At 77.1% G+C, this 12,455-nt stretch carries 9 protein-coding genes; 1 reads left to right on the top strand and 8 read right to left on the bottom strand.

Going from position 1 to position 12,455, the window contains the following annotated elements:
• Entirely contained in the window at positions 1-1,002 is a 1,002-nt protein-coding gene (locus ACU616_RS12200) for a SurA N-terminal domain-containing protein (protein WP_446758727.1), read from the bottom strand.
• 56 nt (positions 1,003-1,058) lie between these two features.
• Positions 1,059-4,601, bottom strand: a complete 3,543-nt coding sequence (gene mfd / locus ACU616_RS12195; protein WP_446758726.1) for a transcription-repair coupling factor — start codon at positions 4,599-4,601, stop codon at positions 1,059-1,061.
• 314 nt (positions 4,602-4,915) lie between these two features.
• Between mfd and ACU616_RS12190 the strand changes: the two genes are divergently transcribed.
• Positions 4,916-6,076, top strand: coding sequence for a Wzz/FepE/Etk N-terminal domain-containing protein (locus tag ACU616_RS12190; protein WP_446758725.1), 1,161 nt, complete (start codon positions 4,916-4,918; stop codon positions 6,074-6,076).
• Between the two features lie 332 nt (positions 6,077-6,408).
• Here the strand turns inward: ACU616_RS12190 and ACU616_RS12185 are convergent, their stop codons facing one another.
• The 6 genes from ACU616_RS12185 to ACU616_RS12160 form a co-directional block, all read right to left on the bottom strand.
• Positions 6,409-7,665, bottom strand: a complete 1,257-nt coding sequence (locus tag ACU616_RS12185; RefSeq protein WP_446758724.1) for a hypothetical protein — start codon at positions 7,663-7,665, stop codon at positions 6,409-6,411.
• The gene (locus tag ACU616_RS12180; RefSeq protein WP_446758723.1) at positions 7,662-8,933 is read right to left on the bottom strand and encodes a hypothetical protein; all 1,272 of its coding nucleotides are present in this window, start codon (positions 8,931-8,933) and stop codon (positions 7,662-7,664) included. Before ACU616_RS12180 ends, ACU616_RS12185 begins: the two co-directional genes overlap by 4 nt.
• Positions 8,934-8,998: 65 nt before the next feature.
• Complete coding sequence (locus ACU616_RS12175) at positions 8,999-9,757, bottom strand: polysaccharide deacetylase family protein (protein ID WP_446758722.1); 759 nt, start codon at positions 9,755-9,757, stop codon at positions 8,999-9,001.
• Positions 9,754-10,203: an adenylyltransferase/cytidyltransferase family protein gene (locus ACU616_RS12170; RefSeq protein WP_446758721.1), complete on the bottom strand. Its 450-nt coding sequence runs from the start codon at positions 10,201-10,203 to the stop codon at positions 9,754-9,756. Before ACU616_RS12170 ends, ACU616_RS12175 begins: the two co-directional genes overlap by 4 nt.
• A gap of 84 nt (positions 10,204-10,287) precedes the next feature.
• Positions 10,288-11,484 (bottom strand): glycosyltransferase, encoded by a 1,197-nt coding sequence (locus tag ACU616_RS12165; RefSeq protein WP_446758720.1) that lies wholly within the window; start codon positions 11,482-11,484, stop codon positions 10,288-10,290.
• A complete protein-coding gene (locus ACU616_RS12160; protein WP_446758719.1) occupies positions 11,481-12,251 on the bottom strand; it encodes a CDP-alcohol phosphatidyltransferase family protein in 771 nt (256 codons plus the stop codon). The genes ACU616_RS12165 and ACU616_RS12160 overlap by 4 nt, the downstream gene beginning before the upstream one ends.
• Between the last annotated feature and the right edge of the window lie 204 nt (positions 12,252-12,455).

Raw genomic sequence — 12,455 nt, 5'->3', positions numbered from 1 at the left:
TCAGCCGCCCGACCCGGTGGCGGCCGGGTCGGTGGCGGTGCCGTCGTCGTCGAGCAGGTCGACGACGCCGCCGTCGGCCTCCTGGACGACGTCGTCCTCCAGCGCCCCGTAGCGCGGGTTGACGGTGATCCCGAGGTCGGCGCGGACGTCGTCGACCAGCGCCGCGCCGGCCTCCTCGGCGCCGCTCGCCGCCTCGGTCTCCAGCTGCCCCCGGACCTCCTCGAAGGACGGGGTGGTGCGCTGCCCGACGAAGGCGACGACGACGCCGGGGACGTCGGGCACGGTGACGGTGAAGCCGCTGTCGGGTGCGGCCGCGGCGACGCCCTCGACCAGCGGCGCGGGCACGTCGGAGACCGCGACCGGCTGCAGCGCGGGCCGGGTGATGCCGCCGGGGAAGCGCGCCGCGACGGCCGGGTAGGACGCCGGGTCGGCGGTCAGCTCCGCGACGACGGCGTCGGCGGTGGCCTGGTCGGGGGCGGCGAGGTAGCCGAGCTCGACCTGCTCGAGGTCGCCGCGGACCTCCTCGTAGCGGGCGCGCAGCGCCGCCTCGTCCAGCCCGCCGCCCTCGCCCGCCGCCGTGCCGAGCTCCCGGCGGACGAGCTGGTGGCGGGCGCTGTCCAGGACGTCCTCGCGGGTGAACCCCTGGGCGGCGGCCTGGGCGAACAGCGCCTCGGGGTCCTGGCCGGCCAGCGCCTGCGCGACGAAGTCGTCGACCTCGGTGTCGGTCACCTCGACGTCGTAGCGCTGCGCGGCGGCGTCGTAGACCTGCTGGCGCAGCAGCAGGGTGAGCACCTGGCGGGTGTAGTCGGCCTCGCTGCCGGCCGCGGCCCCGGCGATCGCCGGGTCGGCCAGCCGCTGGTCGACCTCGGCCTGCAGCTCCGCGACGGTCACCTGCCCGTCGCCGACGTAGGCGGCCACGTCGGGCGAGGTCCGGCAGCCGGTCAGGGCGACGACGGCGGCCACGAGCCCCAGGACGGCGGCGGCGGGACGGCGGGTGCGCACGCAGGCAGGCTCCCACAACGCCGCGGACCGCCGTCGCGGCACGCCCCGTCCCGTCCTCAGGAGGCGGCGGCCACCGGCTGCTCGAGCACGGCCGTCAGCAGCGAGTGCAGGTTCTCCAGCAGGGCGACGTCGCGCAGCGGGGTGCGCCGGTCGGGGCCGACCGGGACCTTGAGCGACACCGCCTGGACGGCGGACTTGTAGGTGGCGCCGTCGGCGAGGCGGGCCAGCCGCATCTGCTGCGACTCGCGCAGCGGCACCGGGCTGACCCGGATGGACCGGCCCTGCAGGGAGACCTCGGTGACGCCCAGCCTGCGCATCGCGGCGCGGAAGCGGGCGACGGCCAGCAGGTTGAGCACCGGGGCCGGCGCGGCGCCGTAGCGGTCGGTGAGCTCGTCGAGGACGGCCTGCGCCTGGTCGTCGTCCTGCACCGCGGCGACCTTGCGGTAGGCCTCCATGCGCAGCCGCTCGCCGGGCACGTAGTCGTGCGGCAGGTGGGCGTCGACCGGCAGGTCGACCCGCACCTCGGCGGGCTCGGCCGGCGCCTCCTCCCCCGTGAGCGAGGCGCGGTAGTCGCTGACCGCCTCGCCCACCAGCCGGACGTAGAGGTCGAACCCGACCCCGGCGATGTGCCCGGACTGCTCGCCGCCGAGCAGGTTGCCCGCGCCGCGGATCTCGAGGTCCTTCATCGCCACGGCCATGCCGGCGCCGAGGTCGGTGTTGTGCGCGATGGTGGTCAGCCGGTCGACCGAGGTCTCGGTCAGCGGCCGCGAGGGGTCGTAGGTGAAGTAGGCGTAGGCGCGCTCGCGGCCACGGCCGACCCGGCCGCGGATCTGGTGCAGCTGGGAAAGGCCGAAGGTGTCAGCGCGGTCGACGATCAGGGTGTTGGCGTTGGGGATGTCCAGGCCGGACTCGACGATCGTCGTCGCCACCAGGACGTCGTACTCCTTCTCCCAGAAGCCGACCATGATCCGCTCGAGCTCGTGCTCCTTCATCTGCCCGTGGCCGACGGCCACGCGGGCCTCGGGCACCAGCCGGCGGATCTTGGCCGCGGCCTTGTCGATCGACTGCACCCGGTTGTGGATGACGAACACCTGCCCGTCGCGCAGCAGCTCGCGGCGGACGGCGGCGGCCATCTGCTTGTCGTCCCAGGCACCCACGTAGGTGAGCACCGGGTGCCGCTCCTCGGGCGGGGTGAGGATCGTCGACATCTCGCGGATGCCGGTCAGGCTCATCTCCAGCGTGCGCGGGATCGGGGTGGCCGACATCGACAGCACGTCGACCGCCGTCCGCATGGTCTTCAGGTACTCCTTGTGCTCGACGCCGAAGCGCTGCTCCTCGTCGACGACGACCAGCCCGAGGTCCTTGAACCGGGTGGTGGCCTGCAGCAGCCGGTGGGTGCCGACCAGGACGTCGACCTCCCCGGCGGCGAGCCTGCGCAGCGTCTCGGCGCTCTCGGCGTCGGACTGGAAGCGGGAGAGCACCGCCACCGTCACCGGGAACTGCGCGAACCGCTCGGAGAAGGTCTTGAAGTGCTGGTTGGCCAGCAGCGTCGTCGGCACCAGGACGGCGACCTGCTTGCCGTCCTGCACCGCCTTGAACGCCGCGCGGACGGCGATCTCGGTCTTGCCGTAGCCGACGTCGCCGCAGATGACCCGGTCCATCGGCACCGGGTTGGCCATGTCGGCCTTGACCTCCTCGATCGCGGCCAGCTGGTCGGGGGTCTCCTGGTAGGGGAAGGCGTCCTCGAGCTCGCGCTGCCACACGGTGTCCGGGCCGAACGCGTGCCCCGTGGTGGCCATCCGCGCGGAGTAGAGGCGGATGAGCTCGGCGGCGATCTGCTTGACCGCCTTGCGCGCCTGGCCCTTGGTCTTCTGCCAGTCGGCGCCGCCGAGCTTGGACAGCGCCGGGGCCTCCCCGCCGACGTAGCGGGTGAGCTGGTCGAGGGCGTCGGTGGGCACGAACAGCCGGTCCGGCGGCTGGTTCCGCTTGGACGGGGCGTACTCGACGATGAGGTAGTCGCGCTGGCCGCCGTGCACGGTGCGGCTGACCATCTCGACGTAGCGGCCGATGCCGTGCTGCTCGTGGACGACGAGGTCGCCGGGCTGCAGCTGCACCAGGTCGACGGCGTTGCGCCGGCGGGCCGGCATCTTCACCGCGTCGCGCATCGTGGTGCCGCGCTGGCCGGTGAGGTCGTGCTCGGTGACCAGCACCAGCCCCACGCCGGGGAAGGCGAAGCCGGACTCGAGGTTGCCCTGGGTGATCGAGGTCAGGCCCGCCTCGGGCGCGGACTCGACCCCGGGCACCAGCCGCACGCCGAGGTCGGCGGCGGTGAACTGGTCGGCGGCGCGCTGGGCGGGGCCGGGGCCGGCGAAGGTGACGACCACCCGGCGGCCGTCGCGGGTCCAGCCGCGCAGCGCCTCCACGGCGCGGTCGAGGTCGCCGGAGAAGCGCTCGACCGTGGTCGCGTCGAGGGTGACCGAGCCCTCGTCGTCGGGGCCGAGGGTGAACGCGCCGGTGGTCCACCACGGCAGGCCGCGGCCGCGGGCGGCGGCCTCGACGTCGGCGAGGTCGCGGAAGGACGACGCGCCCAGGTCCAGCGGCGCCTCCCCGGCCTCGGCGGCGGTGGCCCAGGACGCGGCGAGGAACTCCTCCGCGGTGCGCACCAGGTCGGCCGCGCGGCTGCGGACCCGCTCGGGGTCGGCGACGAGCACGTGCGTGCCGGCGGGCAGCAGGTCGGTGAGCAGCTGCATGTGCGCGTCCCCGATGAGCGCCGGCGTGAGGGACTCCATGCCCTCGACGGCGATGCCCTCGGCCAGCTTGCCGAGCACCTCGAGCAGCCCCGGGTGCTCGACGGCCAGGTCGGCGGCCCGGGCGCGGACGGCGTCGGTGAGCAGCAGCTCGCGGCACGGCGGCGCCCACAGCCGGTCGGGCCGCTCGTCGAGGGAGCGCTGGTCGGCGGCGGAGAAGTACCGCAACTCGTCGACCTCGTCACCCCAGAACTCCACGCGGACCGGGTGCGGCTCGGTGGGCGGGAAGACGTCGAGCAGGCCGCCGCGGACGGCGAACTCGCCGCGCCTCTCGACCAGCTCCACGCGGGTGTAGGCGGCGTCGACCAGGGCGCCGGCGACGTCGTCGAGCTCGGCGGTGTCGCCGGGGCGCAGCTCCACCGGGACGCGGTCGCCCAGGCCGGGGGCCAGCGGCTGCAGCACGCTGCGCACCGGGGCGACGAGCACGTCGACCGCGCCGCCCGGGCCGGGGTGCGTCAGGTCGCGCAGCACGGCCAGCCGGCGGCCGACGGTGTCGGCACGCGGGGACAGCCGCTCGTGCGGCAGCGTCTCCCAGGCGGGGAAGGTCTCCACCCGGCGGCCGGGCAGGAGGCAGCGCAGCAGGTCGGCGGCGACGTCGGCGTCGCGCTCACCGGCGGTGACCAGCAGGACCGGCACGCCGGCGCCGGGCGCCGGGGCCGCCAGCGCCGCGGCGACGAGCGGCTGCACCGGCGGCGGGGCGGGGACGGCGAGCTCGGCGGATCCGGCGGCGGCCACCACGCGGGCCACGCCGGGATCGGTGAGGACGACGTCGAGCACGCCGCGCAGGCTCACGAGGGACTTCCTCCTGGGGATCGGACGGCCTCGCGTGCCGCCGACTGCGGCAGGGCCCCCCCCCAGGCTAGTCGCCGGAGGGAGGCCGTGCCGGGGTCGCGGGCCGGGGCGTGGGGCCGGGGCATGGGGCCGGGGTCGGCAGGCGGGCTGGGGCGCCCCGGGCAGCGCTCCTCCGCTCGGGTGAGGCCGTGCCCGCGGCCGGGCCGGGGCGGGGCCGGGGCGACCTAGCCTCGCGGGGAGCCGCTCCGGGTGCGCCGGAGCGACGCACGGGCCGGCACGGCCCCGGCGTCGGCGGGGCTCCGGGGGTGGGGGACATGGAACTTCGTGACTACGTGGCAGCCCTGCGCCGGCAGTGGCGGACGTGGGTGGGGCTCACGCTCGCGGGCCTGCTCGCTGCGCTGGGCGTCGTGCTGGGGGTCCAGCCGACCTACACGACCACGGCACAGGTGTTCGTGGCCAGCTCGGGTGACGGGACGAGCGGTTCGCAGTTCATCAGCCAGCGCGTGCAGACCTACCCGGACGTCGCCCGGAGCCAGACCGTCCTCGACCCGGTCGTGGAGGAGCTCTCCCTCGACGAGTCCACCACCGAGCTGAGGGCCCGCATCGAGGCGGTCAACCCGCCCGACACCTCGCAGGTCGACATCTCGGTCAGCGACGAGGACCCCGACCGGGCCGCCGCCGTCGCCAACGCCGTCGCCGAGCGCTTCAGCGTCGCCGTCGAGGACCTGGAGGAGCGCCAGGACGGCGTCAGCCCGGTGGACCTCACCGTGACCGACCCGGCCACCGTCCCCTCGACCCCGGTGTTCCCCGTGCCGGGCCTCGTGCTGGGCCTCGGCCTGTTCGTGGGCCTGGTCCTGGGCGCCGCCGTCGCGCTGCTGCGCAGCCGCACCGACACCCGCCTCCACTCCGAGGACGACGTCCGCGCCGCCTGGGGCGCCGACGCCGACGAGCTGACCGTCCACGTCGTCGGAGGCCGGCGCCGCCGGGGCATCGGGCGCACGACGTCGCTCACCCGCCAGCTCGAGCCCCTCGACGACCGTCCCGTGCGGGCCGTCGTCGTCCCGGTGTCGCCGGACCAGCCGGGGAACGTGCAGGCCCTGCTGGCCGCCCTGGCGACCGAGCTCGCCGACCGCGGCACACCGGTCGCGGTCACCGAGCACGGCGGCGCGGTCCCCGCCCCCACCGCCCCCGGCGGGGTCCGGCTGACGGTCGGGTCACCGCTGGCCCCGGCGCGCGAGTGGCGGCGCCTGGCGCTCGGGAACGACGGCGTCGTGCTGGTCGTCACCGCCGGCCGGACCGGTGCCGCCGACCTGCGCGGGGTGCGGTCCCTGCTGGCCGCCGTGGAGGCCCGGCTCCTCTCCGTGGTCCTCCTCCCCCCGCTGCGGGCGGCGCGCACGGCTCCGTCCGACGTCCTCCCGGGGAAGCCGGCCCGCCCGGCGGTGGTGACCGGCGACCGGGAGACCGTCGCCTCCTGACGCCCCACCGGCGCCGCACCGCCCCGGTCGTCCTCCACGGGTCCTCGTCTCGCGCGGACCCCGGACGGCCGGGGCGTCCGCCGTCGGCGGGACCGTCTCGTCCGCCGTCGGCGGGACCGTCTCGTCCGCCGGTCCGGGACCGAGGACCGCCGGGTCGAGCGCGGCGGTCGGCCGTGTCCCGGCTCCCCTCCCCCGGCACCACCCCGCACGACCGGCCCGGCGCGGTCCCCGTCCCGCGCGCGGACCCGCCCGGGACGGCCGGTGGCTCCCGGGCAGCGCACGCCGGGCGGCCCGGTCACCCGCAGACGGCGGGAGTGCCCCGGTGCGGCCGCTCAGCGGGGACCGGGGGCCGGCGCCTCGAGCAGCCGTTCCTCGGCGCGCAGCCGCTCCCGCGAGCCGCCCTCGGCGAGGAGGGAGACGGCCAGCAGGAGCAGGAACGCCACGGAGGCGTCGAAGAGGCCGCTCTCGAGCACGCTGCGGCCGAGCAGGAAGGTCAGCAGCCCGAGGAACAGGACACGGTGGGCGCGCGGCGCGCTCAGCACCCCGCGCGCGGTCCAGAGGACCCACCCGGTTGCGACCACCACACCGAACCAGCCGGCCTGCACGAGCAGCGAGACCCAGCTGCTGTCCAGGGGCTGGGTGTCCCAGTACTGGCCCCGGACGCGGATGACCTTGACCGAGAGCCCGCCACCGAAGACCGTCTGCCAGTCCGAGGCGGCCCAGGTGAGGGCGGCCCGCCAGGCGATGAACCGGGAGCCGAGGGTGCTCGTCCCGTCGCCGCCGCGGGACAGGAAGCCGGCCACGGCGCCGGTGGCGACGAGCGCGACGGCCGCGCACCCGGTCAGCACCAGTCCGCTCACCACGAGGCCCACCCGCGGGCGCCGGACGTGCACCGCCATGACGAGCACGGCCACCACGAGCACCAGCAGCGCGGTGCGCGACCCCGTCGCCCAGACGACGCCCAGGAGGACGCCCGCGGCGGCCGCGGCCGGTGCCCCCGCCCGGCCGAGCACGGTGCGCCACGCCAGGTGGAGGACCCCGAGTCCGGCCAGGAGGGCCAGCTCGTTGGGGTCGATGGCGGGCACGCCGCCCGCCAGCCGCCCGTCGGCGTAGGAGGGCAGGCCGGTGACCGCGGCGACGACCGCCACCACGACGCAGGCCCGGACCACGGCGGTCAGGACGTCGACGGCAGGCGCCGCCCGCAGGAGGAGGAGGACGGTGGCGCCCAGCAGGGCGACCCGCACGGCGACGACCCCTCCGGCGACGAGGTGACCGGCGGTGACCGCGCCGAGGACCGAGCTGCTCAGCAGCAGGCCCAGCCACCACAGGGACCCGGTGCCGACCCGGCGCCGCGCGCCGGACCCCGCGAGGACGGCGGCCAGTCCCAGCGCCAGCAGGCTCACGACGGCCTTGGCCACCACGACCGGGTCGAGGGAGCCCGTGAAGTACTCGCCCCGGCGCCACCCGACGCTGCCCACGACGACCAGCAGCGCCGCCAGGGCCAGCAGCGGACGCGACGGCGCGCGTGGATCGGCCCGGACGGCCGGGCGGCGGTCGGGCCGGACGGGGGACGGGGCCGCCGGGGTCACGTGCCCACCACCTCCGCCGACCTCGCGCCCGCGGAGGTCGCGCGTTCGGCGCGGGCCCGGGGCGCCAGCACCGACCGGCGGACGGCGACGGCGGCGAGCACCGGGCCGAGCGCCAGGGCCAGCGGGCTCCAGACCGCCCCGCCCTCGACGGCGGTCACCAGCAGCGCCACGAGCCCCAGCGAGCCGACCTCCAGCGCGCGCAGTGCCAGCACCCGCCGCTGCCTCCCGTGGACGGAGGCCAGGCCCGCGTAGGGCAGCAGCGCGGCGCCGGCCGCGGCGTACGCGCCCCAGCCGAGCACCGCGCCGACCGGCACGGCGTAGCCCCCGCCGGTGAGCAGCGGCCCCGCCCACGGCAGGGCGACCACGGCGAGGACGCCGAGCAGGGCCACCAGGACGGCCAGGCCGGCGGCGGCACGGTCGGCGGAGCGCAACCCGGCCCGGACACCGAGCGGCCGCAGGGAGACGAAGTGCGGGAGGAGGAAGGAGCCCAGCCCGGCGACGAGGACCATCGCCGGTGCGGTGTAGACCCGCGCGGCCTCGAGCGGGCCGTAGGCGGTGGCCCCGGCCGCCGCCACCACCACCAGCCGGAGCAGCGTGAGCAGCGCAGGGCGGATCACCTGGGCGGCCGCCCGCCAGACGCCGAAGTCGGCCACGGCGCGCAGCGCCGGACGTCGCCACGGGCCGCGTGGCCGCTCCGCGCGCGGCACCAGCGCCCAGGCCACGAGGGCCGCACCTGACTGCCCGACGGCGAGGGCGACGACGAAGGAGCCGAGGGTCGGCCCGCCGGCCGACCCCGCGAGCACCAGGGTGACCAGCGCCAGGCCGAGGGCGGTGAGGTCGACGGCCGGCAGCGACCAGAACCGGCCGGCGGCCATGAGCAGGCGGCGCAGCGTGTCCTCGAGCATGAACGCGACCGCCGCCGGGCCGACGAGCAGACCCGCCCACGGCGGGACGGCTCCGGTGGCGAGGGCGAGCAGGCACCCGGCCACGCCGGCGCTCCCCGCGACCAGCGCCGTGGTGACGTGCAGGCCGGCGCGGATGCCGGGCTCGTGGCGGTCCAGGACGGTCAGCGAGTCGCCGACCAGCCCGCTGGAGACGGCGGTGGCCAGGACGAGGACCCCGTAGGCCAGGGAGAACAGCGCCAGCCCCGCAGCCCCCAGCTCCCGCGCCGCGGCCACCTGCAGGACCAGCCCGGCCAGCGCCTGGGTGCCCTGTCCGACGAGGGCGCCCGTGGCCCTGCGGCGGGGCAGCCGGGGGCGACCGGGCATCGGCCGGTGCTCCCGGTCCCCGGGCGCGCCGCCGCTCCGCCGGCAGGACGGGTTCCCCGGAGCGGTCACGACGGGCGGGCGGTCCCCGCGGCCACGGCACGCCGCAGCCGCACGGCGTGCCGGAGCAGGCGCGCGGCGACGTGCCCGCGGGTGTCGCGGGGGCCGACGTAGCAACGCGGCAGCGTGACGCGGTCACCGGGGTGGTAGTCGCCGGTCACGCAGGCGTTGCCGTAGCCGGCGGCGCGGACGGCGCGCGCCGCGGCGTCGTCGTAGGCGCCGTAGGGGTAGCAGAAGCTCGACACCTCGGTCTGCAGGACCTCCTCCAGCACGTGCCGGCTCCGGCCGACCTCGGCGTCGAGCACCGCGGCGTCGGCTCCGGGGAGGCGGGCGTGGGTGAGGGTGTGGCTGCCCACCTCCTGGCCCGCCGCGGCCACCGCCCGCAACTGGTCGGCGTCCATGAGGCGGCAGCGCGGGCCGGGGTCCCAGTCGTTGGTGCCGCCCAGCAGGCCCGCGACCGCGTAGACCGTGCCGGTCGCCCCGTGCCGACGGAGCACGGGGACGGCGTGCTCGAGGAAGTCCGTGTACCCGTCGTCGAAGGTCAGGCCGACCAGCCCGGCGGCGGCGCCGCGGTCGGCGGCCCGCACCAGCTCGGTGAGGGAGACCCCGCGCAGCCCGAGCCGGCGCAGCAGCCGCAGGTGCCGGTCCAGCCGGGCGGGGTGGACCCGCAGCCGGTGCGGATCGGGTCCGGTCGACGGGCTGATCGAGTGGTACATGAGCACGGGCGGCAGCGGCACCCGCGGGCCCGCGTCCAGCGCGGAGGTCATCGGAGCACGCCACCGTCGAGCGCGGCGTGCGTCTCCAGGACGGCCAGCGCCTGCCGCAGCGCGGTGCTGGAGGTGTGCACCGTGTACGGGAAGTACCGCACCTCGACCCCGACACCGGAGAAGTCGTGCTCGAGCTGCAGGCCCTTGGGGGTGCCGCGCCAGTCGTCGCCCTTGAAGATCACGTCGAAGCCGACCTCGCGCCAGGTGTCGAGCTTGTCGGGGACGACCTCGGCGTGCACGTCGTCCACGCAGCTGAGGGCGGCCACGATCTCCATCCGCTCCCGCAGCGGGACCACCGGCAGCCGGCCCTTGCTCAGCAGCAGCATCTCGTCGGAGACGACCCCCGCGATCAGCCGGTCACAGTGCGCGGCGGCGTGCCGGAGGATGTTCAGGTGCCCGATGTGGAAGAGGTCGTAGGCGCCGGGCGCGTAACCGGTCACTGGCATGTCGAGATCCCCCCGAGGACGTGGCGCGTGCACCGCGAGTGCACAAGTCCCGGGGGGTGGCCGTCATCCCCCCGACGGGTCCCCTCACCCGAAGGGACGGGCCCCGGGCGCGACGGCCGGCACGCCGGTCACCGCTGCCGGCACCGGGCCCGCACCGGACGGGGCGACCGCCGCGCGCAGCTCGGCGGTGTACCGCTCCGGCGCGTGCCGGCGGCGCGCGGTCTCGGCGTCGGCCAGGGCGGCGGCGCGGGCACCCGCCCAGTCGGCCGTCACCCGGGTGACGGCGTCGGCCCACGCCGTGGGCCGGCCGGGAGGGACCGCCTGGACGCCGGCGTAGCCGGCCACCGCCTCCTGCAGCCCGCTGTGCGCGCTGACCACCACCGGCCGGGCGGCCAGCACGGCCTCCACCGCCGTGTTGCCGAAGGACTCGTCCCCCACCGACGGCACCAGCACCACGTCGGCCGCGGCCAGGTGGGGCCACACGTCGGCGGAGAAGCCGAGGAACTCCACCCGGTCGGCCAACCCGGCGTCGGCCGCGCCCGTGCGCAGCTCGGCCTCGAACCACTCGTAGCCGGGGAACACCGAGCCGACCACGGCGAGGCGGGCGTCGACGCCGCGCCGCCGCAGGTCCTGCAGCGCGGCGAGGGCGACCTGCGGGCCCTTGCGCGGTGACAGCCGGCCGACGTAGAGCAGCCGCAGCGGGCCCTCCAGCACCGGGCGCGGGGGCGGGACCAGCGCCGGACCGCGCACGACGTTGTGCACCACCCTGCCGCGCCGGCCCACCCGCGGTGCGACCTCGGCGAGGGTCTCCAGGGTGAACCAGCTGTTGGCCACCACCCGGTCGGACAGCACGGGGCACAGCGCCATCCCGCGCCGCAGCAGGCGTGGCGCCGACCGTTCCGCCTCGTGCACGTGCGTGACCGAGCGCCGCCCGGCCAGCCGCGCCAGCAGCGGCCAGGACGGCAGGGTGAGCGTGCTGACGTAGACGCCCGCGGGGTGCCGGCGCAGCAGCCGCAGCGCCGGCGGGGCGCCACGGACGGCGTCGGCCAGCAGCCGCAGCAGGCCCCGGGGGCGCAGCGCGGAGTTGCGCAGGACCGGCATCGGGCACAGCTCCACCGGGAGCCCGCGGGCGCGCAGCTCGGCGACCAGCGGGCCCGGTCCGGGGAGGACGACGGTGACCTCGAAGTCCGTGGCCAGGGCGGTCGCGGCCTCGAGCAGCATCCGGTCGGCGCCGTAGAGCTCCGCGCCGGGGTGGGCCACCAGCAGCCGTGGGCGGGTCACCGGGGCAGCCGCCCCATCTCCCGGAACCACTTGACCGAGGCGAGGGCGAGGAAGCCGGCGGCGGCCAGGAACAGGACCGTGTAGACCGGCACGAACCCCCCGGTCCACCCGTAGAGCACGAAGACGCAGGCCAGCAGCCCGTAGTCGGTCGGCAGCGTGAGCAGGGAACGGCCGGTGCCGACCCGCTCGGCGGTCGGCTGGGCGCGGGTGGCGACACCGTGCTGGGCGCGCAGCGCCTCGTTGAGCATGGTGCCGAAGTAGGTGACCGCGTCGACGACGCAGTAGCCCAGCGGCACGAGCAGGACGACCGGGTCGACGTCGGTGTGCTGGTGGAGCCCGATGAGGACGGCCAGGTGGAGGCTGGAGGCCTTGGCCGCGTCCACCATGTGGTCGAGCCACTCCCCCGCCGGTGAGCCGCCGCCGCGCAGCCGGGCCAGCTGGCCGTCGGCGGCGTCGAGCGCGTAGCCCAGGACGAGGCAGGCCGCGACCACCAGCCCCATCGGCACCGACGGCGGGACGAGGGCCACCAGGGCGATCCCGGTACCGGTGGCGACGGCGCTCAGTGCGGTGACGGCGTTGGGCGTCAGACCCGCGTGGAACGCCAGCGCCGCGAGCAGCCGGCCGAGCCTGCGGTTGACGAACCGGGAGTACGCCGGCGCGCCGGCCGCGCCCTTCTGGGCGGCGGACAACCGCCGCAGCGTTCCGTGCAGCCCCTTCCCCCCGGGGTCGCGCAGGCGCGGGCCGGGGAGGACGCTCGAACGGTTCAACGGGGTGCCTCCGTGTGCTGCGACCGGGTCGGCCGGGGTGCCGCGCGGCGTACGCGGACTCGTTCCTCGTGGGCAGGATCGCAGGGGGCGGGCCCGCCGTGTCGCCGACCGCGTGGCCTCTCACCCGGAGGGGCCAGGCCCTCGTCACCGGGCGGGGAGGGAGCGCACCCCGCGGACGCCGGCGCCTCCCCGGGCCGCGGCAGC

It is taken from the genome of Geodermatophilus sp. URMC 62 (assembly GCF_052931475.1).
This window is presented reverse-complemented; position numbering and strand designations above follow the sequence as displayed.